Raw genomic sequence first — 25,513 nt, 5'->3', positions numbered from 1 at the left:
GCGATCAGATCGTGATCTCTGGCAAGTCCCATATCGCGGTCAGCGACCGTTCGCCGCTGCGGATCAGCCGCGACAGCGTGGCCGCCGTGGCGATGTCATCCCCGGCGTCGATACAGACCATCACATCCGCCGCCACCCGGGCGACGAGCGCCATGCCGATTTGATCGGCGATGGCGATCAGGCGGTGCACGCTTTTGCGCAGCCCGGCGCGGTCTTGGCCCTCATGCAGCCTTTTGCAATGGGACAGGCGCAGGGCCAATTCCTCCATCGCGCGGCAGAGAACATCTTCGGCCCCCACCTCACCCAGTTGTGTATAGAGCAGCGCCAACCGCTCTTGATCGACGCAGACCTGTTCGGTCGGGCGAATTTGCATAAGTTGCATTCCAGTCATCCTTCGATCGCCCCCACGGCCTAAGGGCAATATGGCGCATGAAGGTGTGCAAAGGGTTGCGATGATTGTGCCTTTTCTCTCGAATTCGTATGGTATTTGCGCTATCTGCGCTAAAACCGCATCACGCATTAGGGGACGTTTACACATGGACAAGGCCAAGGCTCTGCCGTCGTATCTGTTGCAACGCTATCAGGGGTGGAAGGCGACCGGCTATGCCGAGAACCAAACATGGTATCGCCGATTGGCCGCCGAGGGGCAGCGCCCGCGTGCGATGGTGATCTCCTGCTGCGACAGCCGCGTGCATGTGACCTCGATTTTCGGGGCGGATCAGGGTGAGTTCTTTATTCACCGCAACATCGCCAACCTTGTCCCGCCCTATGAGCCGGATGGCAAGCAGCACGGCACCTCGGCGGCGGTGGAATATGCCGTCAACGCGCTGAAGGTCGCGCATCTGATCGTGCTGGGCCATTCCAGTTGCGGCGGCGTGGCGGGCTGCATCGAAATGTGCAAAGGCAACGCGCCCGAGCTTGAGAACCAAGACAGTTTCGTGGGCCGCTGGATGGACCTGCTGCGCCCGAAATACGAGACGGTGGAAAAGGTCGAAGACCCGGCAGAGCAGCAGCTTTTGCTGGAGCGTCAGGCGGTGCTGACCTCGCTCGAAAACCTGATGACCTTCCCGTGGATCAAGGAAAAGGTCGAAGACGGCACGCTGAGCCTACACGGCCTGTGGACCGACATCGGCGAGGGCAGCTTGGAATATTACGACGCCAAGGCGCAGAAATTCGAGCCGGTCTGACGCTCGCGCAGACAGATGGCAGAGATGAAAAAGGGGGCCGCTTGGCCCCCTTTCTTGTTCCTAGGCTGTGGCTGAACCTCAGCCCTTTTTCAGCACTTCGCGGCCCAGCAGCTCGGCGATCTGTACGGCGTTCAGGGCGGCACCCTTGCGCAGGTTGTCGCTGACGCACCACAGGTTGATGCCGTTGTCGATGGTGCTGTCCTGACGGATGCGGCTGATGAAGGTGGCGAAATCGCCGACGCATTCCACCGGCGTGACGTAGCCGCCGTCTTCGCGCTTGTCGATTACCATGATGCCGGGCGCTTCGCGCAGGATGTCGCGGGCTTCGGCCTCATCGAGGTGGTCTTCGAATTCGATGTTGATCGATTCCGCATGGCCCACGAAAACCGGCACGCGCACGCAGGTCGCGGTGACCTTGATCGACGGGTCGACGATCTTCTTGGTCTCGGCGACCATCTTCCATTCTTCCTTGGTCGAACCGTCTTCGAGGAAGACGTCGATATGCGGAATCACGTTAAAGGCGATCTGCTTGGGATAGACCTTGGCCTCGTAATTGTCGGTCGGGTTGTAGACCGATTTGGTCTGGTCCCAGAGCTCGTCGATGGCCTCTTTGCCCGAGCCGGAAACCGACTGGTAGGTGCTGACCACGACGCGCTTGATCTTGGCGCGGTCATGCAGCGGCTTCAGCGCCACGACCATCTGCGCGGTAGAGCAGTTGGGGTTGGCGATGATGTTCTTCTTGGAATAACCGTGCACGTCTTCGGGGTTCACTTCCGGCACGATCAGCGGCACTTCGTTGTCGTAGCGGTAGAGCGAGGAGTTGTCGATCACCACGCAGCCCGCTTTGGCAGCGGCAGGGGCGTATTTCTTGGTCGCCTCGGAGCCCACGGCGAAAAGCGCCATGTCCCAGCCGGTGAAATCGAAAGTGTCGAGGTCTTTGGTCTTCAGGGTCTTGTCCCCGAAGGTGATCTCGGTCCCGAGCGAACGGCGGCTGGCAAGGGCCACGATCTCGTCCACGGGGAACTGACGCTCCGCAAGGATGTTCAACATTTCACGGCCCACATTGCCTGTGGCACCGACGACGGCGACGCGATAACCCATTTGATTACTCCAGTCTGTCCAATTTAATTTGACGCCATTTAACGTGCCTGCGGGGCATTGGCTAGGGCCAGCCGCGCGCGGGCGGGGCAGGGCGGTGCTTTGCCGGGGTCAGAGAACCTTGATCACGTCCTTGTTGATCGCCAGCATATAGCCGCGCCGGGCGATGTTCTTGACCAGCAATTCCGACACCAGTTGATTGCCCAGCGTGTCGCGCAGGCGTTTGATCCGCGTGGCGCCCGCGGCCTCATCACAGTCGGCGGGGCTGCGGCCCGAGATCATGCCTTCGATCTCAGAGCCCGACAGCACGTCGTCATCCATCCGCGCCTCGGCAAGGACCGACATCGTCTCCATCGCAGCTGCGGTCAGTTTGAAGCCGAGGTTGTTGAGATAGACGGTATTCTCTTCCCGGCTGATCAGCAGAGAGTTCACTTGAATGCCCGTCCGCTCGATCTGGGCCATGCGGCGGTTGAAGCCGATCAGCATGAACAGAAACACCATCGCCGCTATCAGCATGGCGCTGGCAAAGACCAAGAGCACCACGATCACGATGCGATAGCTGGCCAAAGTCTCGGAAAAGGCGGTGCCGGACTGGGCGAGGATTTCCAGCAGCTTGATCTCGGCCTGGGTGGTCAGATCGTCGTTCTCGATAAAGATCCGCTCGACCCGGGCGTTAAAGACGTTCGCATCGGGCAGCGCCCAGAGCAGCACAAGCGCCCCGACCAAAAGCACGGCGACCACGGCAGCGATGCCGCCGATCACGAAACGCCCGCCAAATCTGCGCATGTCAGAAGCGGAGGTAGAATGTTCCTGCACTGTCTTTCCTTTGATCCAAGCCTTCGTCACCGAAAACAGACAGCACATTCAACAATGTCCAGCCCTCCGCTGCAAGACGCGGCGTGAGTTCGGTTTCGGCGGAGGCTGGCTCACAGGCCCCGGAGATCTGCGCCACCCCATAGTGAAGGCGCAGCGGATTGTCTTGCTTGGCCTTGTAATCGGCAAAGCATCCGGCTGTTGCCGCGGCGGGCAGGGCCAGAATGACCGCCAGCGCGGTCAGCAAGGAGAGACATGGGTTTTTCATATGTTTTTAATGCGCTTTCACCCGCTGATATTCAATAACCAAGGCGTTTTGAGCGCCTTGTTATTGGATAACGGCCCCCTGTTATTGCCTGTCTTTGGCCCTCCTCCCAATTTGGTGGCACCAACAGACACACGAACCGATACGCGGCCCCCGAGTTATGGCCGCAGAGGATCAAGGGCGCAGCGAAACGCGCCGATAACGAGAAGGGACCAGACCCATGTACCGCAAGTTCATTGCTACCATCGCCGCCCTGTCGGTTGCCATCACTGCCTTTGGCGCCCGCCCGGCTGCTGCCGATGAAAAAGAGGTGCTGCGCACACTCGCCGCGATTGCGGGTGTCGCGATCGTGGGCAAGATGATCTACGACAACAACAAAGAGCGCAAAGAGCGCGAGACCGTGACCCGTCGCCGTGCTGCGCCGGTCTATGAGGCGCCCCGGTATTACCCGACGGTTTCGAAGCGGCCCCATCCGCGCCCCTATGTTGACCCGCGCCCCACGCCGCGCCGCGGCGATTGGACCCGCCCTGAGCGCGACCGTGCCACTTACCCAGAGCGCGAAGTGCGCCCCCTGCCTGAGCGCGTGGACCGCAAGCTGCTGCCGCAGCAGTGTTTCCGCAGCTATGAGGGCGATGAGGGCAAGGTCATGATGTTTGGCGAGCCCTGCCTTGAAAAGAATTACGCCTATGCCGATCGCCTGCCCCGCTACTGCGCCAAACGCGTCAGTACCGCCGAGGGCGCGCGCTACGGCTATGACGCCCGCTGTCTGCGCGACTCGGGTTACAGCTTGGCGCGTCGGTAAATCCGACGTGCCTTGACCGAGCGGCACGTCCCTGTCGCTCGGGTTTTGAAAGGGGGGGTGTTCGGGCGCCTCCCCTTTCTCTTTTTTGTTGCACCTTTGGGGCGCATGCGGTTTCACCAGCCCCATGATACCTGACTATGAACTCGAACGCGGGGCGATGACCCGCGGCTTTCGCACCATCGCCGGTGTGGACGAAGTGGGCCGTGGCCCGCTGGCCGGGCCGGTCACTGCCGCTGCCGTGGTCTTTGCCGAAGGGCAGATCCCTCAGGGGCTGAACGATTCCAAGAAACTGACCGCCCGCGTCCGCGAAAAGCTTTATGAAGAGATCATGTCGGTCGCCGTGGTTTGCGTGGCCCATGCCACGGTCGAAGAGATCGAGGAACACAACATCTTGCGTGCCAGCCATCTGGCGATGACCCGCGCGCTGGCCGGATTGGCCTGTGCGGCGGACTACGCATTGATTGACGGCAATATGCTCCCGCGCGATCTGGCGCTGCCTGCGCAACCTGTGGTGAAGGGGGACGCGCGCTGCCTGTCCATTTCGGCGGCTTCCATCGTAGCCAAAACCGTGCGCGATAACCTTATGGTGGATTTGGCGCAACAGCATCCCGGCTATGGCTGGGAAACCAATATGGGCTACGGATCGAAAAGCCACATGGCCGCGCTGCAGGATCTTGGTGTGACCCCACACCATAGACGTTTGTTCAAGCCGGTACACAATATCTTGTATCAAGCCAATTTGTTAACCGATTGATTCAAAAAAGAAATTGACCACGATTCTCTGATGGCCCATTTTATCCACAACCAATGAGCGCTTAAGCGCCGGGTAATGAGGCAGAGATATGAAAACGATGACAAAGGGCGCCGCGGCGCTTCCCTTGAACACTATTGTTGCGGGCGATTGCATTGAGGCAATGAACGCCCTCCCAGCAGAATCGGTGGATCTGATCTTCGCGGATCCGCCCTACAACTTGCAGTTGCGAGGTGATTTGCATCGCCCCGACAACTCCAAGGTCGATGCAGTTGATGACGAATGGGACCAATTCGCCAGCTTCAAAGCCTATGATGAATTCACCCGCGCATGGCTCAAAGCCGCGCGGCGTCTGCTCAAGCCCGATGGCGCAATCTGGGTGATCGGCAGCTACCACAACATCTTTCGCGTCGGCGCGGCGCTTCAGGATCAAGGCTTCTGGATCCTCAACGACGTGGTCTGGCGCAAGTCCAACCCGATGCCGAACTTCCGCGGCAAGCGTTTCACCAATGCCCATGAGACGATGATCTGGGCCGGCAAGAGCGAGAACAGCAAATACACCTTCAACTATGAGGCGCTGAAGGCGCTGAACGAAGGCATTCAGATGCGCAGCGATTGGGTGCTGCCGATCTGCACCGGCCATGAGCGTCTGAAGGATGAGGCGGGCGAGAAAGCGCATCCGACGCAAAAACCCGAAAGCCTGCTGCACCGCATCCTCGTCGGCTCGACCAACCCCGGCGACGTGATCCTCGACCCGTTCTTCGGCACCGGCACCACCGGCGCCGTAGCCAAGATGCTGGGCCGCGATTTCATTGGGATCGAACGTGAGGAAGCCTATCGCAAGGTGGCTGAAAAGCGGATCTCGATGGTGCGCAAATTCGACAACGAAGCGCTGCAAACCACCACCTCCAAACGTGCCGAACCGCGCGTGCCTTTCGGTCAGTTGGTCGAGCGTGGCATGCTGCGCCCGGGCGAGAACCTCTATTCGATGAATGGCCGCCACAAGGCCAAGGTCCGTGCCGATGGCACCCTGATCGGCAGCGATGTCAAAGGGTCGATCCATCAGGTGGGCGCGGCCTATGAGAAAGCCCCCAGCTGCAACGGTTGGACCTATTGGTGCTACAAGAAAGACGGCAAGAATGTCCCCATCGACATTCTGCGTCAGCAGATCAGAGCCGAGATGGCGAACTGATCCACCCCGGATAATCGAACACCGCCGGCACCCGTGGCCCCTCTGCGTGAGGGGCGTGCACACGGGTGCCTACCTTGACCCCGCCCGATGGCGGGGTTTTTTTGGTTCTGCTTTTCGCGTGAGGCGGGCCTAATGCATCTGCCGGTTGCGGCCCTGAAGCGCGCGCAGCGCAGCGGCGAGGTAGCTGGCATCGAAATCGCATTTATTCACCACATAGAGCACCCCGGCAGAGGCGGCTTTCTCCCACATGACCGGAGAGGGCCAATCGCTGAGCATGATGACGGGGGTTTGGGCGTGGCGATGATCACAGGCCAATTCCAGCGCGAAATTCGCGCCCAGCCCATCGGGCAGGTTGTTGTCGAGCAGGATCAGCGCCTTGTCCCCGGCGCTGAGCGCCCGGCGTGCCGCTTCGATGCTGGGGGCGAATTCGACCTGCATCCCGCCATAGGCGCGGGCCAGAACGCGGTGCAGCCTTTCTCGGTCAAACTCACTGTCTTCGACGATCAGACAGGTGCCATCATAGGCCGCCCGCGCGGGCGTTTGTTGGTGCTGCATCAATACCACTCCACTGGTAACAATCGCAGCTTTTCTGGCAGGCAAAGTTTAACTTTGCGTTGCCGTGTTCAGAGCCGGGGCAGGAGATTGCTGGCCTTGTTGTAGGCTTTCCAATCGGTGATCTCGGGGTAATACATCTCGCGCCATTTGCGCACCCGCGGGTTCATGACGCGCCGCCACAGCGGCGGCACCATGGCGGCCATGGTCATCACCGGATAGCCGTAAGGAAGCTGCGGCGCATCGCCCGTGCCGTAGGTCTGCAAGACCGGAAAGCGCCGATCGGGTTTGTAATGGTGATCGGAATGGCGTTGCAGGTTGATCAGCAGCCAGTTGCTGGCCTTATGCGCCGCGTTCCAGGAATGGCGCGGTTGGACATGTTCATATTTTCCGCCGCCCAGATGTTTGCGCGTCAGCCCGTAGTGTTCGATGTAATTGACCAGTTCCAATTGCCAGATTGCCACCCCGGCTTGGACAAGGAACAGGCCCAGCCCGCTCCAACCGCCCAAGATCAGCGCCAGCAGCAAAAAGGTGGCTTGCAGCGCCCAGTATTTGAAAAAGGGATTGCCCGGATCGGTCCAGGGCAGCCCCTTGCGCGCCAGCATGTTCTTTTCCGCTTGAAAGGCCGAGGTGAGCGACTCGCGCAGCACGCGGGGGTAGAAGCGGTGAAACCCTTCGTTGTAGCGCGCCGTCACCGTGTCGCGCGGGGTGCCGACATGGCGGTGATGCACCAGCAGATGCTCTGAGCGAAAATGCGAATAAAGCACCATGGCCAGCAGGATATCCGCCAGCCGCCGCTCGGTCTTGTTGCGTTGGTGCATCAGCTCATGGCTGTAGTTGATCCCGATGGTGCCGGAGATAACGCCCACGCCAAAGAACAGGAAAATACGCTCTGCGGAGCCCAGATGCTCGGCGCGTGTGGCGTAGTAGATCAGGCCAAAGACGGTCAGGAATTGCAGCGGTGCCCAGATCAGCGTGACGAGGCGATACCAATAAAGATCGTCGTCGGTCGCTTCCAGATCAGCGTTGTCGAGGTTCAGCCCCAGCACCGCGTCGAGCATCGAAAACAGATACCATGTCACCAGCGGCAGCAGCGCGATGGTCCAGCCGCCCTGCGCCGCACAGAGCCACGCCAGCGGAATCAGCAGCAGGGACATCCAGAAAGGCAGGGCGCGCGACAGACGGGCGAGGTCTTGGGCGGCGATGATGCGGTTGGCCATGGGGCACCTCATAGTTGCGCGCCAGATATACCGCAGTTTGCCCGAGGCTCAAAGCCTGACGCGGCGCTAGCGCGCGAGGTCAAAGGCTTTGCGCATGACGGTGGGCAGATCGCTGGGGCGGAACTGGTTCTGGCCGATGAATTCACCGTTTTTGGGGCGGCTGTCATGGCCGACCCGGGCGTGCTGTACCGTCAGCATCAGATGGAAATGGGTGAAGGTGTGGCGCACCTCACCCGGCAGGGCGTGCCAATCGGCGGCCAAGGGCGGTGTGCCTTCGGGGCGCGGCTCGGACGTGTCGACCCAGTCGGAGCCGGGCCAGCCGAGCATACCGCCAAGCAGCCCCTTTTCGGGCCGCGTCTCTAGCAGCCATGCACCATCCTCGCGCTCTGCCAGATAGACCGTGCCGTGCCGGATGGGTTTCGGTTTCTTCGGCGTCTTCTTGGGCAAGAGCGCCGCCGTGCCTTCCGCTCGCGCGGCGCAGGGTTCGCGCCAAGGGCAGATGCCGCAGGCGGGGGATTTCGGGGTGCAGATCGTGGCGCCGAGATCCATCACCGCTTGGGCATAGTCGCCGGGGCGAGCCGCCGGGGTCAGGGAGGCGGCGCGGGCCATCAGCTCAGGCTTGGCGGCGGGCAGGGGCGTGTGGATGTCATAAACGCGCGCCATCACCCGCTCCACATTGCCGTCGAGCACCGCATGGGGCAGATCGAAGGCGATGGAGGCAATCGCCGCCGCCGTATAGGGCCCGATCCCCGGCAGTTTCAGCAGCGCGTCGTGATCCGCGGGGAAATTACCGCCATGCTCATCCACCACCACCCGCGCGCATTTCAGCAGGTTGCGGGCGCGGGCGTAATAGCCAAGCCCGGCCCATTCGGCCATCACATCGGCATCCTCGGCAGCGGCGAGGGCGGCGACATCCGGCCAGCGGGCGGTGAACCGTGCGAAGTAATCCTTTACCGTGGCCACGGTGGTTTGCTGCAACATGACCTCGCTCAGCCAGATGCGGTAGGGGTCGGGCATGACCCCGGCGATCCGGTCCTGTGGCGGCACCCGCCATGGCAGGGCGCGGGCGTGGGTGTCGTACCACTCTAGCAGGATCGGCGGCAGCTCGCTGACGCGGGTTTTCTCACGCAATGTTTAGGCCTTTCGACGGGGCAGGGGCTGGTGACGCTGGGGCAAATGGTTATGTATGTCAGCACATTCGGGAAACAAAGCCATGCCGCCACGTCGTACGACTACAAAAGGGTTCAAACGCACCAACAGCCTGCTCTCGCAACAGATCCGCAAGGCGAGCGAGACCCGTGGCTTTGCGCAATCGCGTCTGCTGACCCATTGGGCCGAGATCGCGGGCGAAGCGACCGCCGCCATCTCGCGCCCTGTCGAGGTCAGCTATGGCCGCAAGGAAGGCATCGGCGCCACCCTGACCCTGCTGACCACCGGGGCCAATGCGCCCATGCTGGAAATGCAGAAAGAGCAACTGCGCGCGCGGGTCAACGCGGTCTATGGCTACAACGCCATCGCGCGGGTGCGGATCACCCAGACGGCGGCGACCGGTTTTGCCGAAGGGCGCGTCGCCTTCGATCACAAGCCCAAAGGCGAGAAGCCCCGCCCCAACCCCGCGTTGCAACAAAAAGCGGCCGAGGCAGCCCAGCCGGTGGCCGATGAGGGGCTGCGCGAGGCCCTTGCACGTCTGGGCGAGAACATATTGAACAAGAACCAAAGCTGACGATCTGATAGCTGGTCAAACGGAAGGAACATCCTATGAATCGCAGAAACGTAATCCTTGGCGGTCTTGCCACCCTCGGCGTCGGTAGCTGGTTCGCTGCCAGCAGCTTTGGCTCGGCCCCCCTGGGCAGCACTGCGCTGACCCCCTTCGTCGGCGCCGCGAACGCGCAAACGACCGAGGGCGAAGTCGACACCTCCGGCATCACAGAGATGGTCTTGGGTGATGAGAACGCACCGGTGAAGGTTGTCGAATACGCCTCTTTCACCTGCCCGCATTGCGCGACCTTCCACAACGACACCTTCAAAAAGCTGAAGGCCGATTACATCGACAGCGGCAAGGTCAAGTTCATCTACCGCGAAGTCTATTTCGACCGCTACGGTCTCTGGGCCTCCATGGTGGCGCGCTGCGGCGGTCAAGAGAAGTTCTTTGGCATCGCTGACCTGATCTACAAATCGCAAAGCGAATGGACCCGCGCGGGCGAGCCTGCCGCCATCGTCGATGAGCTGCGCAAGATTGGCCGTCTGGCCGGGCTTGATAACGAGACGCTGGATGAATGCCTGAAAGACGGCGAAAAGGCCGAGGCGCTGGTGGCATGGTACACCGCAAACGCCAAAGAGGATGACATCTCAAGCACGCCGAGCTTTGTCATCGACGGCAAGAAGCATTCGAACATGTCCTATGCCGACATGAAGGAAATCCTCGACGAAGCGCTGGCTGGCTAATGACCGCACCGCTTGCAGGACTGAAAGTCGTCGAATTGGCGCGTGTTCTGGCTGGCCCTTGGGCCGGTCAGACACTGTCGGACCTCGGATGCGAGGTGATTAAAGTGGAAAGCCCGGCGGGGGATGACACCCGCCAATGGGGTCCGCCCTTCGTCACCCGGGACGAGGATGTCACCGCTTCCTATTTCCACTCGACCAACCGGGGCAAAGCCTCGGTCACCGCGGATTTTCGCACTGAGGAAGGTCAGGCGCAGGTCAAAGAGTTTTTGGCCGATGCGGATATCCTGATCGAGAATTTCAAGACCGGGGGATTGGCGAAATACGGGTTGGATTATGCCAGCCTGTCTGCCCAGTTCCCGAAGTTGATCTATTGCTCGATCACGGGTTTCGGCCATACCGGGCCTTACGCCCATCGCGCGGGCTATGATTTCATCATCCAAGGCATGTCCGGACTGATGTCGATCACCGGGGAGCCGGACGGCCAGCCGCAGAAATCCGGCATGGCGATCACCGATATCTTTACCGGGGTCTATGCCAGCACCGCGATTCTGGCCGCCGTGCACCAGCGTCACCAAACCGGCGTCGGCCAGCATATCGACATGGCCCTGCTCGATTGCGCCGTGGCGATCACCGGCAATCAGGCGATGAATTATCTGACCACCGGCAAGGCGCCGACGCGGATGGGCAACGCGCATCCCAATCTAACGCCCTATGAGGTGTTTGAATGTTCCGACGGGCATCTCATCATCGCCACGGGCAATGACGGGCAGTACCAGCGGCTGTGTCAGTTGCTGGGGCTTGGGGATATGGCCACTGCGCCGGAATACCTCAAGAACGCCGACCGTGTCGCCAACCGGCCCGAGATGATCCGCCGCCTGACCGGGGCAACCCGTCTGCGCAACCGTGATGATCTGCTGGCCGCCTGTGAGGCGCATGGCGTGCCTGCCGGGCCGATCAACGACATGGCCGATGTCATGGCCGATCCGCAGGTCGTAGCGCGGGGCATGCAGATCGAACTCGACGGTGTGCCCGGGCTGCGGTCACCCTTCACCTTTTCGGGGGCCGAGCTTTCGCTGCACCGGCCTGCGCCGAAACTGGGCGAAGACAACAAGGCCTAAGGCGGTGGCAGCCTGTCCAGCGCTGCATGCAGCGCGTTGCCTTCGGGCAGGGACAGGCGCACCGGCAGGGTCAGCACCTTGGCGCGGAACTCCATCGGCAGGCGCACCGCGTCTTTCTCGGTTGTAACAAGCTGGGCGCCGCGCATCGCGGCCTCGGCCTCCAGCCGCAACATCAGCCGCGAGGTGAGCGGCTGGTGATCCTCCAGCGCCTCGGCATGAAGGATCGTCGCCCCCAGCCCGCGCAGCGTGGCGAAGAACTTCTCAGGATGGCCGATGCCTGCAAAGGCGAGGACTTGGGAATCCGACCAATCCATCCCGGTTTGCAGCGGCGCGAGTTCGGCGCGTGCATGGGGCAGGTCTGTCTTTGGCAGCCGTTTCGCAAAGCGCGCCTGCGCCGCCTCATCCCCGATAGAGAGCAACAGGTCAGCCCGCGCCAGCCCCGCCGCGACAGGCTCACGCAACGGCCCGGCAGGCAGGCAGAGGCCGTTGCCGAACCCTTTGACCGCATCCACCACGACGATGCTCAGATCCTGCACCAGCGCGGGGTTCTGGAAACCGTCATCCAGCACCACCAGCGTGGCCCCCGCCGCTTCGGCGGCCTGTGCGCCCGCTGCGCGATCCCGGGCGACCCAGACATCCGCAAAGGCGGCGAGCAGCAGTGGCTCGTCCCCGACCTTTTCGGCGCTGTGCTGCAGGGGGTCGACCCGCACTGGCCCCTTTAGCGTGCCGCCATAGCCGCGTGAGACGACATGCGGGCGATGGCCGCGCTCCAGCAGATATTGCAGCACGGCCATCACCGTGGGCGTCTTGCCAGTGCCGCCTGCGTTGATATTGCCGACGCAGATCACCGGCACCCCCAGCCGCAGCGGCGTGCCGCCCGCCAGCCGCCGCGCGGTGGCCGTGGCATAAAGCGCGCCCAGCGGTTGCAACAGCCGCGCGCGCCAGTCGGGGCGGGGCAGATGCCAGAAATCAGGCGCGCGCATCGGATGCTCCCATTTCTTCGTCGAGCCGGTCTTGCACCATCTCAATCACCCTATCGGCCAGTTCGGCCCCTTCGCTGATCACGTCCCAGCCCGCATGGGCCATGGTGGCGGCCTGATCCGGCGCAATCAAGCGCGACACCGCATTGCCAAGCGCGCCCGCGTCATTGACGATCCGCGCCGCGCCTGCCGTGGCGAGCCGCCCGTAAGAGGGCAGGAAGTTGCGCACCTTGGGGCCGTAAAGCACCGCCGAGCCAAGTGCCGCGGCCTCGAAAGGGTCGCAGCCGCCGTGGCCCGAGACCAGCGAAGACCCGAGGAAAGACACCGGCGCCACCCGAAAGAACAGCCCCCGATCGCCCGGATCGTCCGCCACCATGACCTGTGTCGTCTCATCGGGGTAAGGGTCATCGCCCCACCGCATCGTGGTGAACCCCCGCGCGCGGGCGCGCTCATAGGCGATATCGGCGGTCGGGTAATCATGGGTGTGCAGGATGAGCAGCAACCGATGCGACAGGCGCAGCGCTTGGCGATGGGCGGTCAGCACGACGGGTATCTCTTCGGCCAAAACCTGCGTCGCATACCAAACCGGACGCCCGACCAGACAGGCCGACATATCCGCCAAATCCGATTCCGCGCAGCGCAGCGCCTGACCACCCGCCAGCAGCGGCGAGGTCACCTGCCCCTTGTTGCGCGGCAGGCCCAGCTGCACGAGACGGCGCAGCACGGCGGGGGAACGGGCCAGCACCTGATCGAAAGCCGCCAGCAACTGCCGCGTCACATCGGGCAGCCAACGGTCCCGGCGGCCATCGAAACCGGCGCTGTCGGCGTCGATCATCATCATGGGGCAGCCGCGCCCTGAGGTCTCCAACACGAGGTTGGGCCTCAGCCCGCCCCATGTCCAAAGGCAGAAATCGGGCCGCCAGTGGTCAAGGAACCGCGCCACATTGTCGGGATGCTCGCTCGGGGCGGGGAGGATAAACAGATCGCGCGTCTCGGGCGTGGGCAGCTCTTGAGCCGCCGCGCTTTCCGAGAGGGTGACCAGCACCGCGGCCCGGTCGCGCATCGCCATGAACCGTTTTGCGAGGTCGAGCACGGCCAACACGTTGCCCGCTTCGGCGGCATGCATCCAGACCAGTTCCCCCTCGGGGCGGGGGGCGTAGGGCGGCGCTTCTTCGGCCCCGCCCCGGCGCACGAGGGCGCGATAGGCTGCAAGCCCCAGCGACCGCGCCGCCATGGTGGTTTATTCCAGCTCTTCGGTGGGCGAGGCCGATGTCTCTTCGTCGCGCAGGCGGTGCAGATGGGCGATGTAATAGCGCATATGCGCGTTATCGACGGTACGATGCGCTTCGGATTTCCATGCGTCATAGGCGCTGGCATAGTTGGGGAAGATCCCGACGATGTGGATGTCGTCGACATTCTTGAACGCGTTCTTGGTGGGATCGACAAGTTCGCCACCGAAAACAAGGTGCAGGCGTTGGGTCATGGAGCTGTCCTTTGATCTGTCAAAGCTGCGGTGCTGCGCATAGTGCCTAGCAGATGAGGCCGGTCACGCAAGGGCGTCGATCAGCGCACGCTGCACCGATGGGCCACCCGCCACGATGCCATCGACACGCGGGTCGCGGTTGTTGAACCTGAGCGGTGCGTCCGTGGCGGTGGTGCAACTGCCGCCCGCCTCGGCCACGATCAACGTGCCTGCGGCGATGTCCCATTCCCATGTGCGGCGCAGGGTGATCATCGCGTCGAAAGAAGCATCGGCCACCAGCGCCATACGGTAGGCCAGCGAGGGGCGGTAGCTGCGTTTGAACACCGGTGCCGCGCCGCCGTGCCAGCGTTCGGCCACCAGCGCGGGCCGCGCGGCAAGCACGGTCGCCTCGGCCAGCCTGCCCACCTCGGAGGTGCGGATCGGCGCGCCGTTCAACGTGGCCCCGCCGCCCCGGTGCGCGGCATAGAGCATGTCGCGCATCGGCAGATAGACCACCGCCGCCGTCACCGCGCCACCCTCGGCCACCGCCAGCGAATGCGCCCATGTGTCGGACCCTTCGACAAAGCTGCGGGTGCCGTCGATCGGGTCGATGATGAACACCCGCTCATGCCCCAGCCGGTCGGTATTGTCCTCCGTCTCCTCAGACAGCCAGCCATAGTCGGGCCGCGCCCTGCGCAACTCCGACAGCAGCAGATCGTTCACCGCCAGATCGGCTTCGGTCACCGGGCCTGCGTTATCGGGCTTGTCCCAACGTTTCGCCGTGGCCCCGACAAAGCCGCGCGCCACGGCACCCGCCTTGCGGGCGGCGTCGATCAGGAGGGTGAGATCGTCCTCAGGCACCGGCAAGGGTCATTCCCGGCACAAGCAGCGAAGGCACGACGCGGCTAAGATGCCTGCGCGCGTCATTGGCGGGGATCATCGCCCGCAGCATGTCGCGCAGGTTGCCCGCGATGGTGCATTCGTTGATCGCATGGGTGATCTCGCCATTCTCGACCCAGAGGCCAGAGGCGCCGCGCGAATAGTCGCCCGTGTTGGGGTTGATCGTGCTGCCGATCATGGAGGTCACCAATAGCCCCGTGCCCATCTCGGCAATCAGATCGTCGCGGCTGGCCTCGCCTTGGGTCAGCGCAATGTTCCAATTCGACGGCTGCGGGCCCGAGCCGGGGCCGCGCGCGGCGTTTCCGGTGGGGCTGAGTTCCAGCTTGCGGGCGGTGGCGAGGTCGAGCGTCCAATCTTGTAAGATGCCCTTTTCGACGATGGCCCGCCGCTGGGTCGGCAGCCCTTCGGCGTCAAAGGGGCGCGAGCCGGTGGCGCGGATGCGGGTCGGGTCTTCGATCAGGGACAGGGCTTCGGGCAGCACCTGTTCGCCCTTGGCATCGCGCAGGAAGGACGCGCCGCGCGCAATCGCCTGACCGTTGATCGCCCCCAGCAGGTGCCCGATTAGCGAGGCGGCGATACGTTCGTCAAACAGCACCGGGTAGCTGCCGGTGGGGGGCTTGCGGGCGTCGAGCCGCGCCAGCGCGCGTTCGCCCGCGCGGGTGCCGATCTCCTGCGCGTCGCGCAGATCGGCCTGAAAGATGCGGCTGTCGCCGTCGTAGTCCCGCTCCATCCCGGTGCCGCTGCCCGCGATGGCGACACAGGACAGCCCGCGTTCGCTGCGGGCATAGCCGCCCTCGAACCCGTTTGTCGCGGCGAGGTAAATCTCTTGGGCGCCATAGCCCGCGCCCGCCGATTGCACTTGGCTGACCCCTCTGACGGCCAGCGCGGCGGCTTCGGCGCGGGCGGCGTCCTCTTGCAGGGCTTCGGGGGAGGGTTCGGGCGTGGGGTCGCAAAGCTCCAGCCCTTCGGCATCGCGGCGGGGTGAGAGTTGATCGGGGTCGGCCAGCCCGGAATAGGGGTCTTCGGGCGCTTCTCGGGCCATGGCGACGGCGCGTTCGGCCATCTCTTCGATCGTGCGCGATGACGTGTCGGAGGCCGAGACATTGGCCGAGCGCTGGCCGACGAAGACCCGCAGCCCGATGTCCGTCCCTTCGGAGCGTTCGGCCTGTTCCAGCGCCCCGCCGCGCACTTCGATTGAGACGGAGCTTGCCGTGATCGCCATGGCATCGGCCGCATCCGCCCCGGCCTTGGTGGCCGCATGAAGGAGGGACTTGGTCAATGCATCAAGGGCGTCTGGCATGGTCTGGCTCCTTTTGGGGTTGGAAAAGGGGTAATCCCCCGCCCCGCGGGGGGCAAGGGCTGGGCTCTATTTTCCCAGATAGGGCAGGCGCGGCGCAGGGCCGCGCCGCCGGTTATTTGATCTGCTGACCGTTGGCGAGGATGCCGCCCTCTTCGGTGAACTCAATTCTGGAGGTCAGGGAATCTTCGCCCTCGCCCGGTACGGTGAAGAGGCCCATCATCATCCGCGCGCCCATCGCCTGCTCCTGCGGCACGAGGCCCATCGCCACCAATTTGTCGAGCAGGGCCACGCCGCCGACCAGCGACAGGTCCAGCGCGCCCACGGGTTTCGGCATGTCGGGCACGGTTTGCATATCGTCATTGTCAAAGGTGATCGCGCCCGAGGCGTCGAACTCGGCCCCGGCCACGTCCAGCGACACTTCGTTCACGTTCAGCGCGTGAATCTCGCCCGGTGCCTCATCGCCCATGGTGGCGGTGACTTCGGGGTCCATCAGTTCGAACAGCAGTTTGGCCTTGCCCGACAGGTCCACGACCAAGGTCGCCGGGTCGCGGGGCAATTGGCCGGTGGGATCGAAGATGCCCCAGATCATGTCCGACATCTCAAAACGGTCGAGCGTGACGCCAAAGGCGAAATCCTGCGGCTCTTCGGACTTCAACACCGGCATTTTGAGGTTAAAGGCGCTCTCTGCCATGCTGAACTGGATCGGGAAGGGCATGTCGGCGGCGGTGACGCTGACCTCGATGTCCTGCTGGCCGCCGTCATAGGAAAGCCCCTCCGGCCCCATGGCCACGCCGAGTTTTGCCCCGGTCGAGCTTGAGATCAGTTGAAACTCCCCATTCTCGGGGTCGGAAACCTGCATGTCGGTGCGGCCCGCGCCTGCGGTAAAGCTGCCGTCGAAGGCAAGACCTTCGCGCATCATCGCGGCCACGTCGGCGCCTGCGTCGATCATCGGCAAGGAGCCGCTGCCGTCAAAGACCACCTGATCGACCCCGCCCGTCACGGCAACGCGGGCCGGGTCTTCAGGGGTTTTCATCACCACGTCATATTGCAGGCTGTCGATGCGGCCCGATTGGTCATAGCGGCGCGTCTCGGTCCCGGTCATCTCGGTCCGGCTGCTGACGCCGGTGCCGATCAGGGTGAACGTGGCTTCCTCCTCGGTATAGCTTTGCTCGCCCACCTTGAGCCCGGCCAGCGTGAGCGAAATGCTGTCGGCGGCATAGTCATACTGCAGGGCCTCCGCGCTGCCGCTGGCGCGCATCACCGGGGCGGTCTGGGCGTAGTTCAACACCATCGACACCGGTTCATCCTCGGGTGTTTCGGGCGCGACGTTGATCGTCATCGGCATGACATTGGGCATGCGGATATTGACCGCGCCGTCACCTTCCGGCTCGAAACGCAGCGTGCCGAGCGACAGGGAAAAATCGCCACCCTCTTCGGCCATGTCCATCTTCAGGGTCACATCGCCGACGGTTAGGTCCGCGCCGTCAAAGGCTTCGCTCGCCTCAACCTGATAGCCCATGCTCTGCATATACTGGCGCCAATCGCCCCAGACTTCGGCAGGGGTTAGGTCGGCCCAGAGGGGCGTCGAGGCCAGCGTAACCGGCAGGGCGAGAAGCAGCGACGCTGTGGGGATGCGAGACATAGGAAATTCCTTTTCGGCAATGAGTTGTGCATAGGGTCTGCCAATCCCCGCGCAGGGTCAAGCGACGCGAGGCTGGACCCGGGTTGATCGGCAGATTACCACAGCCTCCAAGCAATGTACAAAATTAGCGGAAGGATCACCCCATGGACATGACAGGCAAGACGATCATGATTACCGGTGCCAGCCGGGGCATCGGCGCCGCCGCCGCGCGGGTTTTCGCCGAGGCAGGCGCCAATGTCGCCCTGTTGGCGCGCAGTCAGGATGCCATCGCCGAATTGGCCGGAGAGTTGGGCAATCGCGCCATCGCCATCCCCTGCGATGTGACCCGCTATAACGAGATGACCTCGGCGGTTGAGACCACGCGCCGGGCGTTTGGCGGGCTGGATGTGCTGATCAACAATGCAGGCGTGATCGATCCGATCTCGCCCATGGCGGAGGCCGATCCGGCGGATTGGGCCAAGGCGATCAACATTAACGTGACGGGCGTCTTTCACGGCATGCGCGCGGCTCTGCCACTGATGAAGGAAAACGGCAACGGCACGGTGCTGACGATCTCTTCGGGGGCCGCGCACAACCCGGTGGAGGCATGGAGCCACTACTGCGCCTCCAAGGCGGCGGCGAATATGCTGACCCAGTGTTTGCACCACGAAGAGGGCGGCAACGGCATCCGCGCCATCGGTCTGTCGCCGGGCACCGTGGCCACCGACATGCAGCGCGACATCAAAGACAGCGGCGTGAACCCGGTCAGCCAGCTTGACTGGGACGTGCATATCCCCGCCGATTGGCCCGCGCGCACGCTGCTGTGGATGTGCGGCCCCGAGGCGGATCGTTTCTTGGGCGATGAGATTTCCCTGCGGGATGAGGGCATCCGCAAGGCGGTGGGCCTGATATGATCGAGCTTGACCGCGCAGGCGACATCTGGACCGTCACGATCAACCGCCCCGACAAGGCCAATTCCCTGACCCATGCCATGCTGGTCGAACTGGCCGATATCATGGAGGGTGCACAGGCCGCCCGCGCGGTGATCCTGACCGGGCGCGGCAAGGTGTTCAGCGCGGGGGCCGATCTTGACGAAGCCCGCGCGGGGCTGGCGAAATCGGATGTTTGGGAGCGTCTTTCAGGCGCAGTGGCGGCCTTGCCGGGGCTGAGCATTGCCGCGCTCAACGGCACGTTGGCGGGCGGCGCGATGGGCATGGCGCTGGCCTGCGATCTGCGCATCGCGGTGCCGGGGGCGAAATTCTTCTATCCGGTGATGAAGCTCGGGTTTCTTCCGCAGCCCTCGGACCCGGCGCGGATGGCGGCGCTGATTGGCCCTGCGCGGACCAAGCTTTTGCTGATGGGCGGGCAGAAGATCACGGCGGAGGAGGCGCTGCGTTTTGGCCTGATCGACCGCATCGTCGCGGCGGAGGAGGTGCAAGATCACGCGCAGGCGCTGGCCGCCGACACAGTGGCAGCCAGCCCGGACATCGCGCAGGAAATCAAACGGATGTGCGGCCCCGCCTAACGTTTGCGCGTGCCACCCGGCACTTTGGAACGAAAACCGGGCGGGCGTTTCGCCACCCATGCGGCGAATTTGGCTAGCCTCGGATGGCTGCGCAGTGCTTCGGGCGTGTTGTAGTGCCGCGCCAGTTCGGTCTCGGTCAGGGCGGCGTGCACCTCGCGGTGGCAAATGTGGTGCATCAGCACCGTCGGCCCCCCCTTGCCGCCGCGCAGCTTGGGGATCAGGTGATGCAGGCTCTGCGGCACATCCCGAGGGATGGGGCGTTGGCAGAGCGGGCAATCTGGCAAGTCCTCGCCTTCGGTCACGGTCCTCCCTTTCGCTTGCATTGCAGGGCCACGGCAGGCAAGAGGATGTGTCAAATCCTCCCCAAGGCAAGGACAGGCCAATGGCTTCCCCGTCAGACAACCAGACCGAAGGGCGCGCCGCGTGACCCGCGCCTTGGTCATCGGGGGCGGCCCCGCAGGGCTGATGGCGGCCGAAGTCATGGCGCAGGCGGGGCTGTCGGTCACGCTTTGCGAGGCGAAGCCCTCGGTCGGGCGCAAGTTCTTGATGGCGGGCAAATCTGGGCTGAACCTGACCAAGTCCGAACCTTTCGCGCCCTTTCTCGCCGCCTATGAAGAGGCGCAGACCGCCTTGCGCCCGATGCTGGAAGCCTTCGATGCCCAAGCGGTGCAGGACTGGGCCGAAGGGCTGGGGCAAGAGGTCTTTACCGGCTCGACGGGGCGGGTTTTCCCCCGTGCGATGAAAGCCTCTCCGCTGCTGCGGGCTTGGCTTGCGCGGCTGGCGGAATGCGGGGTGACGATCAACACCCGCTGGCAATGGCAGGGCTGGGACGGGGATGCCTTTGTTTTCGATACGCCCGGCGGGCGGGAAGTGGTCGAGGCCGATGTGACGGTACTGGCCCTTGGCGGTGCAAGTTGGCGGCGGCTTGGCGCGACGGGGGCATGGGCGCCCCTGCTGGCCGAGCGCGGCGTGGCCCTGCGCGATTTCGCCCCGGCCAATGTCGGCCTGCTGGTCGATTGGTCGCCGCATATGACCCGCCATTTCGGCGCGGCGCTGAAAGGGGTGGCGTGGCGCGCGGGCCCCTACCGCTCGCGCGGGGAGGCGGTGATCTCGGCCCGCGGTCTGGAGGGGGGCGGCATCTACAGCGTCTCGCGCGGGCTGCGCGAGGGGCAGGGGCTGACGTTTGATCTGCTGCCGGACTTGCGGCCCCATGAGGTGGCAGCGCGTTTGGCAAAGCCGCGCGGCAAGGACAGTCAGGCCAACCATCTGCGCAAACGGCTGAAGCTGAGCCCCGCCCAGATCGCGCTGCTGCAAGAGATGGCCCGCCCGCTGCCGCAGGAGGCCGAGGCGCTGGCCGCCTTGCTGAAAGGCCTGCCCATCGCCCACGCCGGGCTGCGCCCGATGGATGAGGCGATTTCGACGGCGGGGGGGATAGCGCTCGACGCGCTGGACGCGGGGCTGATGCTGCGTGCGCTGCCGGGCGTCTTTGCCGCAGGGGAAATGCTGGATTGGGAAGCGCCCACGGGCGGCTATCTGATCAACGGCTGTCTGGCGACCGGCCATTGGGCAGGCCGCCATGCTGTGGAATGGGCGCGGGGTTAACCGTCTTCCTTGGTCATCGCGGCGACGAAAGCCGGGCGTTCACGCAGGGATTTCGCCCAGAGGTTCAGTTTGTCATCCACACGCGGGAATTTTGCGCCGATCGACCAGTTGATGCAATGCACCGCCAAAAGGTCGGGCAGGGTGATCTGATCGCCCATCAGGAAAGGCCCTTCAAGCCGGTCGGACAGGGTGCTGGCGGCACGCTCGAACTCGGCCTTCAGGCTGTCCTTGATGGCGGGCACGCGGGCCTCTTCGGGAAAGACGAAACTGTGCTTTGCCGCGGCCCAGAGCACCGCGTCGAATTCGTCGATCAGCCAAAAGGTCATCGCGTCCTGCCGCGCCCGCGCGGGCGTTCCGGCGGGGGCGGTGAGCGCGCCGTGTTTGTCGGCGAGATAGGTCATGATGGCAACGGAATCGGTCAGCACCTCATCGCCGTCCACAAGCGCCGGGATCTTGCCCGAAGGGTTGAATTTGCGCGCCTCGTCCGAGCGGGGTGCTGCGGGGTTCAAATCGTAGGGCTGGCCCAATTCTTCGAGCATCCACATAACGCGAAACGCGCGGGTCTTGGTGCCGCCGATGACTGTATACATTAAATTTCCTCTCCCAAAATCAACGTTGTGCGCCCAGCATTGCCAGACGGATAAAGGCCCGTTCGACCAGCGCCAACGCCGGGGCGTGCTGGCCTGCGGAGCGCAGCTTAAGGTCGGTCTCGGTCAGCACCGCCAGCGCGGTTTCCAGCTTTACCGCGCCCCAGTTGCGCGCCTGTCGCATCGCACGGTCGCGGTCGCGCACGCCGTAGATCGGCGCGCCGGGGTTGGCGGCGATGCGGTAGAGGGTGCGGAAATGCCGGGTGGCCATGATGGTCAGGGTCACCGGGTTCACGCCTTGGCCTTGCAGCTTGCTCATCACCGGGCCGATTTCGGCGGCGCGGGTCTCGGCCACGACATGCAGGATGTCGTCGACCTCGGCCTCGGTCGAGGTGGGGGCGCAAGCGGCGATGTCTTCCAGCCCGATGGGGGCGCTGTCGCCCAGTTTGTAGAGCGTGATCTTTTCTAGCGTTTGGCGGAAATCGCCGGGGTCGAGGGTGCGGGCCAGATCGGTCAGGGCCGCCATGGCGTCGGCCTCAGGCGTGAGCTTCGCGTCCTTCAGCATCTGCTCGATCTCGGCCCGGTCGGGCGGGTTGTCGTAGATCGCGGTGGCAAAGGCGTTGGGGTGGCTCTCAAAGGCCTTCAGCACCTTCGAGGTTTTCTTGAGATCGCCGCCGGTGACCACGATCTGCGCATCGCCCGGCTGCCATTCCTTCAGCGCGTCGAGCAGGATTTTCGCGATATTGTCATTCGCCTCTTCCACCAGCGCGGCACGCGGGCCGGGGAAGAAACCGACCGCCTTGATCGCATCCAGCAGCATCGCCGGATCGCGGCGCAATTCGCCTGCAGGCATCCGGCTGAGGCGCATTTCCTCTTCGGCATTGGGGCCGAGCAGGTTTTTCAGGAATTCCTGCCGTTTCAGTGCCACGCGCATCGCGTCGCTGCCATAGATCAACAGCCCCGTGCGCGCGGGATCGGGCCGCGCGAAATAGGGTTTCGCCTCGCGCGGGGTCAGTTTCATTGGGGCAGGTCAGCCGCATAAAGGCGGCTAATCACGAGGTCCGCGAGGATGGTCATCAGACGTTCCTGCGCGTCCAGTTCCGCCGCGCGGGTGGCCACGGTGGTGCCGGTGGCGGAATAGCCGGTGAAGCTTTCGACCTTGCCCGAGGTCACGATCTGCCCGCTGTCGAGGTCACGCAGCGCATAGGCGGTGGTGCCGACAAGGTTGTAGCGCCGTGTGTTGCCTTCGCTATCGATGGCCAGCCCGTCTTCGACCGTGGTGGTGGTCAGCGCCAGCCCCCAGCGGGGGGTGGCCGCGCGGCCAAGGCGGCTTTCCACCTCGCGCACCAGAAAATAGCCAAAGCGGTCTTCCGGCGCGTCCACCAGCACGCGGTTTTGCAGGGCCGTGCCCGCGCCGCGGGGGCCATAGACCGGCTCGAACCCGCAGGCGGCGAGCGCCAGCAGGGGCAGGGCCAGCAGGAAGCGGCGGCGCATATGGGCGGGCTTAGGCAACGACATTCACAATCCGTCCGGGCACGACGATGACCTTCTTCGGCGTGGCCCCGTCCAGCGTTCGAATGACAGCTTCATGCGCCAGCGCGGTTTTTTCAACCTCTTCCTTCGGCATATCGGCGGGCACTTGGATTTCCGCCCGGCGTTTGCCGTTGATCTGGATCGGCAGGGTCACGGTGTCGTCGACCAGCATCTTCTCATCCGCTTTGGGCCATGGGGCCTTGGCGATCAGCCCTTCGCCGCCCTGATGCGCCCAAATGTCTTCCGACAGGTGCGGGGTCATCGGCGACATCAGCTGCGCCAGAGTCATGATCGCTTCGCGCTGCGCGGCATAGCCGGCCTTGGACTTCTGCAAGGTCGCGGTGAAGGCATAGAGCTTGGCAATCGCGGCGTTAAAGCCAAAGGATTCGATGCCCATGGTCACGTCATGAATCGTCTTATGCAGGGCGCGCAGCAACTCGTCGTCGCCCGAGCCCGCCGCCTCGCGGTCCATCTTGGCCACGCGGTCACAGATGTTCCACACGCGCGAGAGGTGTTTATAGGCGGCTTCCGCGCCGGAGGCGGTCCATTCCACGTCCCGCTCGGGGGGCGAATCGCTCAGCACGAACCAACGCGCGGTATCGGCGCCGTAGTTCGAGATGATGTGCAGCGGGTCGACGACGTTCTTCTTGGACTTCGACATCTTGGCGGAAGGGATGATCTCAACCTCGGTGCCGTCGCTGAGTTTGCCCTCGGTCACCTCCTCGGGCAGGTGGTAGACCGGGCGGCCATTGGCGTCGCGGGTCTGGTAGATCTCATGCGTCACCATGCCTTGGGTAAAGAGCGCGTCGAAAGGCTCGGCCGCCCCTTCGGGCAGGTGGCCGGTGATCTGCATGGCGCGCGCAAAGAAGCGGGCATAAAGCAGGTGCAGAATCGCGTGCTCGATGCCGCCGATATATTGATCGACGTTCATCCAATAGGCGGCTTCTTCGAGGTCCGTGGGCGTGTCGGCACGGGGCGCGGTGAAGCGGGCGTAGTACCACGAGCTATCCACGAAAGTGTCCATCGTGTCGGTCTCGCGCAGGGCGTCCTTGCCACAGGCAGGACAGGCGCAGTTGCGCCATGTCGGGTGCCGGTCCAGCGGGTTGCCCGGCGTGTCGAAGCTGACGTCGTAAGGAAGCTCGATCGGCAGGTTCTCTTTCTTTTCCGGCACCACGCCGCAGTCGTCGCAATGCACCACCGGAATCGGGCAGCCCCAGTAGCGCTGGCGCGACAGGCCCCAGTCGCGCAGGCGGTATTTTGTGACGCCATGGCCGATGCCATTGTCTTCGCAAAAGGCGATGGCGGCGTCGACGCCCTCTTCGCCGGTCTGCCACTGGTCGCCCGCGAAACCCCGGTTGTAGAACACTTTTTCGGTCTTCGGCGGGACGAAAGCGGCGTCCAGCTCGGGCGAGGCATCCTCAGACGGCAGGAAGGTCGAGGTGATCGGCAGGTCGTATTTCGTGGCGAACTCGAAGTCGCGCGGGTCATGGCCCGGGCAACCGAAGATCGCGCCGGTGCCATAGTCCATCAAGATGAAGTTTGCGATATAGACGGGCAGTTCATGGGCCGTGTCGAAGGGGTGGCGGACGCGGATGCCAGTGTCCATGCCGAGCTTCTCGGCGGTCTCAATGGCCTCCTCGGTGGTGCCGCCCTTGCGGCATTCGGCGCAGAAAGCGGCCACGGCTTCGTCGTCCCGCTCCAGAGTCTTGGCGAGCGGATGGTCGGGCGAGATGCCGACGAAGGAAGCGCCCAGCAGCGTGTCGGGGCGGGTGGTATAGACCTCGATCCGGTCAAAGCCCTCGGGCGCTTCGATTGTCGAGAAGGCAAATTGCAGCCCGCGCGATTTGCCGATCCAGTTGGCCTGCATCAGCTTTACCTTGGCGGGCCAGTTGTCGAGGCTGTCGAGTGCCGAGAGCAGTTCTTCGGAGTGGTCGGAGATCTTGAAGAACCACTGCGTCAGCTCGCGCCGCTCCACCGGCGCGCCCGAGCGCCAGCCGCAGCCGTTCTCGACCTGCTCGTTGGCGAGCACGGTCATGTCGACCGGGTCCCAGTTCACCACGGCGTTCTTGCGGTAGACCAGACCCTTCTCGAGGAAGTCCAGAAACAGCGCCTGCTGCCGGCCGTAGTAGCCGGGGTGGCAGGTGGCGATCTCGCGGCTCCAGTCAATCGACAGGCCGAGAGGCTTCATCTGCTTTTTCATCTCGGCGATGTTGTCATAGGTCCAATCCGCCGGGTGGCCGCCGATGGCCATGGCGGCGTTCTCGGCGGGCATGCCAAAGGCGTCCCAGCCCATCGGGTGCAGCACGTTATGCCCTGTTGCGATCTTGTAGCGCGCGATCACGTCGCCCATCGTGTAGTTGCGCACATGGCCCATGTGGATGCGGCCCGACGGGTAGGGGAACATCTCAAGCACATAGTATTTCGGCTTGTCGGCGTTGCGAACGGCCTGAAAGACGCCATCCTTTTCCCAGGCTTGCTGCCAGCGGGCTTCGATCTCGGCGGGGGTATAGCGGGGCATGACGGGGACCTTATGACATGAAAAACGCCGGGCTGCTGCTTT

28 protein-coding genes are annotated in these 25,513 nt (G+C 63.8%); 10 read left to right on the top strand and 18 right to left on the bottom strand.

Annotation, left to right across the window (positions count from 1 at the left end; translation table 11 throughout):
* Positions 1-4: 4 nt before the first annotated feature.
* The gene (locus J7392_RS16160) at positions 5-382 is read right to left on the bottom strand and encodes a hypothetical protein (protein WP_209218490.1); all 378 of its coding nucleotides are present in this window, start codon (positions 380-382) and stop codon (positions 5-7) included.
* A 154-nt stretch (positions 383-536) separates the two neighbouring features.
* On the opposite strand from J7392_RS16160, the gene J7392_RS16155 reads away from it, so the two are divergent.
* Complete coding sequence (locus tag J7392_RS16155; RefSeq protein WP_209218489.1) at positions 537-1,187, top strand: carbonic anhydrase; 651 nt, start codon at positions 537-539, stop codon at positions 1,185-1,187.
* 78 nt (positions 1,188-1,265) lie between these two features.
* Here the strand turns inward: J7392_RS16155 and J7392_RS16150 are convergent, their stop codons facing one another.
* The 3 genes from J7392_RS16150 to J7392_RS16140 form a co-directional block, all read right to left on the bottom strand.
* The gene (locus tag J7392_RS16150; RefSeq protein WP_067266005.1) at positions 1,266-2,288 is read right to left on the bottom strand and encodes an aspartate-semialdehyde dehydrogenase; all 1,023 of its coding nucleotides are present in this window, start codon (positions 2,286-2,288) and stop codon (positions 1,266-1,268) included.
* A 108-nt stretch (positions 2,289-2,396) separates the two neighbouring features.
* A complete protein-coding gene (locus tag J7392_RS16145; protein ID WP_209218599.1) occupies positions 2,397-3,071 on the bottom strand; it encodes a hypothetical protein in 675 nt (224 codons plus the stop codon).
* A 1-nt stretch (position 3,072) separates the two neighbouring features.
* Positions 3,073-3,366 (bottom strand): hypothetical protein, encoded by a 294-nt coding sequence (locus tag J7392_RS16140; RefSeq protein ID WP_067265999.1) that lies wholly within the window; start codon positions 3,364-3,366, stop codon positions 3,073-3,075.
* Between the two features lie 217 nt (positions 3,367-3,583).
* On the opposite strand from J7392_RS16140, the gene J7392_RS16135 reads away from it, so the two are divergent.
* The 3 genes from J7392_RS16135 (at position 3,584) to J7392_RS16125 (ending at position 6,108) form a co-directional block, all read left to right on the top strand.
* Positions 3,584-4,165, top strand: coding sequence for a hypothetical protein (locus J7392_RS16135; RefSeq protein ID WP_209218488.1), 582 nt, complete (start codon positions 3,584-3,586; stop codon positions 4,163-4,165).
* Between the two features lie 124 nt (positions 4,166-4,289).
* On the top strand, positions 4,290-4,919 hold the full coding sequence (locus J7392_RS16130) for a ribonuclease HII (protein WP_209218487.1): 630 nt from the start codon (positions 4,290-4,292) through the stop codon (positions 4,917-4,919).
* A gap of 88 nt (positions 4,920-5,007) precedes the next feature.
* A complete protein-coding gene (locus tag J7392_RS16125) occupies positions 5,008-6,108 on the top strand; it encodes a site-specific DNA-methyltransferase (RefSeq protein ID WP_136720258.1) in 1,101 nt (366 codons plus the stop codon).
* A gap of 129 nt (positions 6,109-6,237) precedes the next feature.
* Here the strand turns inward: J7392_RS16125 and J7392_RS16120 are convergent, their stop codons facing one another.
* From J7392_RS16120 to mutY, 3 genes are all read right to left on the bottom strand, one after another.
* Positions 6,238-6,663 carry a response regulator gene (locus tag J7392_RS16120; RefSeq protein WP_209218486.1) on the bottom strand — a complete coding sequence of 142 codons (426 nt, stop codon included), beginning with the start codon at positions 6,661-6,663 and terminating at the stop codon, positions 6,238-6,240.
* Between the two features lie 68 nt (positions 6,664-6,731).
* Positions 6,732-7,880, bottom strand: coding sequence for an alkane 1-monooxygenase (locus tag J7392_RS16115; RefSeq protein ID WP_209218485.1), 1,149 nt, complete (start codon positions 7,878-7,880; stop codon positions 6,732-6,734).
* A gap of 66 nt (positions 7,881-7,946) precedes the next feature.
* The gene (gene mutY, locus J7392_RS16110) at positions 7,947-9,011 is read right to left on the bottom strand and encodes an A/G-specific adenine glycosylase (protein WP_209218484.1); all 1,065 of its coding nucleotides are present in this window, start codon (positions 9,009-9,011) and stop codon (positions 7,947-7,949) included.
* A gap of 82 nt (positions 9,012-9,093) precedes the next feature.
* On the opposite strand from mutY, the gene J7392_RS16105 reads away from it, so the two are divergent.
* From J7392_RS16105 to J7392_RS16095, 3 genes are read left to right on the top strand one after another with little or no spacing between them, the layout of a single operon-like run.
* Entirely contained in the window at positions 9,094-9,603 is a 510-nt protein-coding gene (locus J7392_RS16105; RefSeq protein ID WP_209218483.1) for a DciA family protein, read from the top strand.
* Positions 9,604-9,638: 35 nt separating this feature from the next.
* Positions 9,639-10,325, top strand: coding sequence for a DsbA family protein (locus J7392_RS16100; protein WP_209218482.1), 687 nt, complete (start codon positions 9,639-9,641; stop codon positions 10,323-10,325).
* Complete coding sequence (locus tag J7392_RS16095; RefSeq protein ID WP_209218481.1) at positions 10,325-11,443, top strand: CaiB/BaiF CoA-transferase family protein; 1,119 nt, start codon at positions 10,325-10,327, stop codon at positions 11,441-11,443. The genes J7392_RS16100 and J7392_RS16095 overlap by 1 nt, the downstream gene beginning before the upstream one ends.
* Here J7392_RS16095 and lpxK read toward each other — a convergent pair.
* The 6 genes from lpxK to J7392_RS16065 form a co-directional block, all read right to left on the bottom strand.
* Entirely contained in the window at positions 11,440-12,426 is a 987-nt protein-coding gene (lpxK, locus tag J7392_RS16090; protein WP_209218480.1) for a tetraacyldisaccharide 4'-kinase, read from the bottom strand. The two genes, J7392_RS16095 and lpxK, sit on opposite strands and share 4 nt — an antisense overlap.
* Positions 12,413-13,657, bottom strand: coding sequence for a glycosyltransferase N-terminal domain-containing protein (locus J7392_RS16085; protein ID WP_209218479.1), 1,245 nt, complete (start codon positions 13,655-13,657; stop codon positions 12,413-12,415). The genes lpxK and J7392_RS16085 overlap by 14 nt, the downstream gene beginning before the upstream one ends.
* A 6-nt stretch (positions 13,658-13,663) precedes the next feature.
* The gene (locus J7392_RS16080; protein WP_067262181.1) at positions 13,664-13,906 is read right to left on the bottom strand and encodes a DUF4170 domain-containing protein; all 243 of its coding nucleotides are present in this window, start codon (positions 13,904-13,906) and stop codon (positions 13,664-13,666) included.
* Positions 13,907-13,969: 63 nt separating this feature from the next.
* The gene (locus tag J7392_RS16075) at positions 13,970-14,746 is read right to left on the bottom strand and encodes a 3'(2'),5'-bisphosphate nucleotidase CysQ (protein ID WP_209218598.1); all 777 of its coding nucleotides are present in this window, start codon (positions 14,744-14,746) and stop codon (positions 13,970-13,972) included.
* Positions 14,739-16,085, bottom strand: a complete 1,347-nt coding sequence (locus tag J7392_RS16070; RefSeq protein WP_209218478.1) for a TldD/PmbA family protein — start codon at positions 16,083-16,085, stop codon at positions 14,739-14,741. The genes J7392_RS16075 and J7392_RS16070 overlap by 8 nt, the downstream gene beginning before the upstream one ends.
* Before the next feature lie 112 nt (positions 16,086-16,197).
* On the bottom strand, positions 16,198-17,727 hold the full coding sequence (locus tag J7392_RS16065; protein WP_209218477.1) for a DUF2125 domain-containing protein: 1,530 nt from the start codon (positions 17,725-17,727) through the stop codon (positions 16,198-16,200).
* A gap of 143 nt (positions 17,728-17,870) precedes the next feature.
* On the opposite strand from J7392_RS16065, the gene J7392_RS16060 reads away from it, so the two are divergent.
* Both J7392_RS16060 and J7392_RS16055 read left to right on the top strand, forming a co-directional pair.
* On the top strand, positions 17,871-18,620 hold the full coding sequence (locus J7392_RS16060; protein ID WP_209218476.1) for an SDR family oxidoreductase: 750 nt from the start codon (positions 17,871-17,873) through the stop codon (positions 18,618-18,620).
* Positions 18,617-19,231 carry an enoyl-CoA hydratase/isomerase family protein gene (locus J7392_RS16055; protein WP_209218475.1) on the top strand — a complete coding sequence of 205 codons (615 nt, stop codon included), beginning with the start codon at positions 18,617-18,619 and terminating at the stop codon, positions 19,229-19,231. The genes J7392_RS16060 and J7392_RS16055 overlap by 4 nt, the downstream gene beginning before the upstream one ends.
* Here J7392_RS16055 and J7392_RS16050 read toward each other — a convergent pair.
* Positions 19,228-19,554, bottom strand: coding sequence for an HNH endonuclease (locus tag J7392_RS16050; protein ID WP_209218474.1), 327 nt, complete (start codon positions 19,552-19,554; stop codon positions 19,228-19,230). The two genes, J7392_RS16055 and J7392_RS16050, sit on opposite strands and share 4 nt — an antisense overlap.
* Positions 19,555-19,654: 100 nt before the next feature.
* Between J7392_RS16050 and J7392_RS16045 the strand changes: the two genes are divergently transcribed.
* Entirely contained in the window at positions 19,655-20,833 is a 1,179-nt protein-coding gene (locus J7392_RS16045) for a TIGR03862 family flavoprotein (RefSeq protein WP_209218473.1), read from the top strand.
* Here the strand turns inward: J7392_RS16045 and J7392_RS16040 are convergent.
* Genes J7392_RS16040 through leuS form a run of 4 tightly spaced genes read right to left on the bottom strand, consistent with a single transcriptional unit; the run spans position 20,830 to position 25,471 of the window.
* Entirely contained in the window at positions 20,830-21,423 is a 594-nt protein-coding gene (locus J7392_RS16040; RefSeq protein ID WP_209218472.1) for a glutathione S-transferase, read from the bottom strand. The genes J7392_RS16045 and J7392_RS16040 overlap by 4 nt on opposite strands.
* 19 nt (positions 21,424-21,442) lie before the next feature.
* Complete coding sequence (gene holA / locus J7392_RS16035) at positions 21,443-22,441, bottom strand: DNA polymerase III subunit delta (protein ID WP_209218471.1); 999 nt, start codon at positions 22,439-22,441, stop codon at positions 21,443-21,445.
* The gene (gene lptE, locus J7392_RS16030; RefSeq protein ID WP_209218470.1) at positions 22,438-22,938 is read right to left on the bottom strand and encodes an LPS assembly lipoprotein LptE; all 501 of its coding nucleotides are present in this window, start codon (positions 22,936-22,938) and stop codon (positions 22,438-22,440) included. The genes holA and lptE overlap by 4 nt, the downstream gene beginning before the upstream one ends.
* A complete protein-coding gene (gene leuS / locus J7392_RS16025; RefSeq protein WP_209218469.1) occupies positions 22,925-25,471 on the bottom strand; it encodes a leucine--tRNA ligase in 2,547 nt (848 codons plus the stop codon). Before leuS ends, lptE begins: the two co-directional genes overlap by 14 nt.
* Positions 25,472-25,513: the final 42 nt, after the last annotated feature.

Source organism: Sulfitobacter sp. R18_1, from assembly GCF_017743915.1.
Classification (GTDB): Bacteria; Pseudomonadota; Alphaproteobacteria; order Rhodobacterales; family Rhodobacteraceae; genus Sulfitobacter; species Sulfitobacter faviae.
This window is presented reverse-complemented; position numbering and strand designations above follow the sequence as displayed.

Excerpts from the sequence above, each read along its gene's own strand:
- J7392_RS16160 (WP_209218490.1), bottom strand. The coding sequence starts at position 382 with ATGCAACTTATGCAAATTCGCCCGACCGAACAGGTCTGCGTCGATCAA.
- J7392_RS16155 (WP_209218489.1), top strand. The coding sequence starts at position 537 with ATGGACAAGGCCAAGGCTCTGCCGTCGTATCTGTTGCAACGCTATCAG.
- J7392_RS16150 (WP_067266005.1), bottom strand. The coding sequence starts at position 2,288 with ATGGGTTATCGCGTCGCCGTCGTCGGTGCCACAGGCAATGTGGGCCGT.
- J7392_RS16145 (WP_209218599.1), bottom strand. The coding sequence starts at position 3,071 with ATGCGCAGATTTGGCGGGCGTTTCGTGATCGGCGGCATCGCTGCCGTG.
- J7392_RS16140 (WP_067265999.1), bottom strand. The coding sequence starts at position 3,366 with ATGAAAAACCCATGTCTCTCCTTGCTGACCGCGCTGGCGGTCATTCTG.
- J7392_RS16135 (WP_209218488.1), top strand. The coding sequence starts at position 3,584 with ATGTACCGCAAGTTCATTGCTACCATCGCCGCCCTGTCGGTTGCCATC.
- J7392_RS16130 (WP_209218487.1), top strand. The coding sequence starts at position 4,290 with ATGATACCTGACTATGAACTCGAACGCGGGGCGATGACCCGCGGCTTT.
- J7392_RS16125 (WP_136720258.1), top strand. The coding sequence starts at position 5,008 with ATGAAAACGATGACAAAGGGCGCCGCGGCGCTTCCCTTGAACACTATT.
- J7392_RS16120 (WP_209218486.1), bottom strand. The coding sequence starts at position 6,663 with ATGCAGCACCAACAAACGCCCGCGCGGGCGGCCTATGATGGCACCTGT.
- J7392_RS16115 (WP_209218485.1), bottom strand. The coding sequence starts at position 7,880 with ATGGCCAACCGCATCATCGCCGCCCAAGACCTCGCCCGTCTGTCGCGC.
- J7392_RS16105 (WP_209218483.1), top strand. The coding sequence starts at position 9,094 with ATGCCGCCACGTCGTACGACTACAAAAGGGTTCAAACGCACCAACAGC.
- J7392_RS16100 (WP_209218482.1), top strand. The coding sequence starts at position 9,639 with ATGAATCGCAGAAACGTAATCCTTGGCGGTCTTGCCACCCTCGGCGTC.
- J7392_RS16095 (WP_209218481.1), top strand. The coding sequence starts at position 10,325 with ATGACCGCACCGCTTGCAGGACTGAAAGTCGTCGAATTGGCGCGTGTT.
- lpxK (WP_209218480.1), bottom strand. The coding sequence starts at position 12,426 with ATGCGCGCGCCTGATTTCTGGCATCTGCCCCGCCCCGACTGGCGCGCG.
- J7392_RS16085 (WP_209218479.1), bottom strand. The coding sequence starts at position 13,657 with ATGGCGGCGCGGTCGCTGGGGCTTGCAGCCTATCGCGCCCTCGTGCGC.
- J7392_RS16080 (WP_067262181.1), bottom strand. The coding sequence starts at position 13,906 with ATGACCCAACGCCTGCACCTTGTTTTCGGTGGCGAACTTGTCGATCCC.
- J7392_RS16070 (WP_209218478.1), bottom strand. The coding sequence starts at position 16,085 with ATGCCAGACGCCCTTGATGCATTGACCAAGTCCCTCCTTCATGCGGCC.
- J7392_RS16065 (WP_209218477.1), bottom strand. The coding sequence starts at position 17,727 with ATGTCTCGCATCCCCACAGCGTCGCTGCTTCTCGCCCTGCCGGTTACG.
- J7392_RS16060 (WP_209218476.1), top strand. The coding sequence starts at position 17,871 with ATGGACATGACAGGCAAGACGATCATGATTACCGGTGCCAGCCGGGGC.
- J7392_RS16055 (WP_209218475.1), top strand. The coding sequence starts at position 18,617 with ATGATCGAGCTTGACCGCGCAGGCGACATCTGGACCGTCACGATCAAC.
- J7392_RS16050 (WP_209218474.1), bottom strand. The coding sequence starts at position 19,554 with ATGCAAGCGAAAGGGAGGACCGTGACCGAAGGCGAGGACTTGCCAGAT.
- J7392_RS16040 (WP_209218472.1), bottom strand. The coding sequence starts at position 21,423 with ATGTATACAGTCATCGGCGGCACCAAGACCCGCGCGTTTCGCGTTATG.
- holA (WP_209218471.1), bottom strand. The coding sequence starts at position 22,441 with ATGAAACTGACCCCGCGCGAGGCGAAACCCTATTTCGCGCGGCCCGAT.
- lptE (WP_209218470.1), bottom strand. The coding sequence starts at position 22,938 with ATGTCGTTGCCTAAGCCCGCCCATATGCGCCGCCGCTTCCTGCTGGCC.
- leuS (WP_209218469.1), bottom strand. The coding sequence starts at position 25,471 with ATGCCCCGCTATACCCCCGCCGAGATCGAAGCCCGCTGGCAGCAAGCC.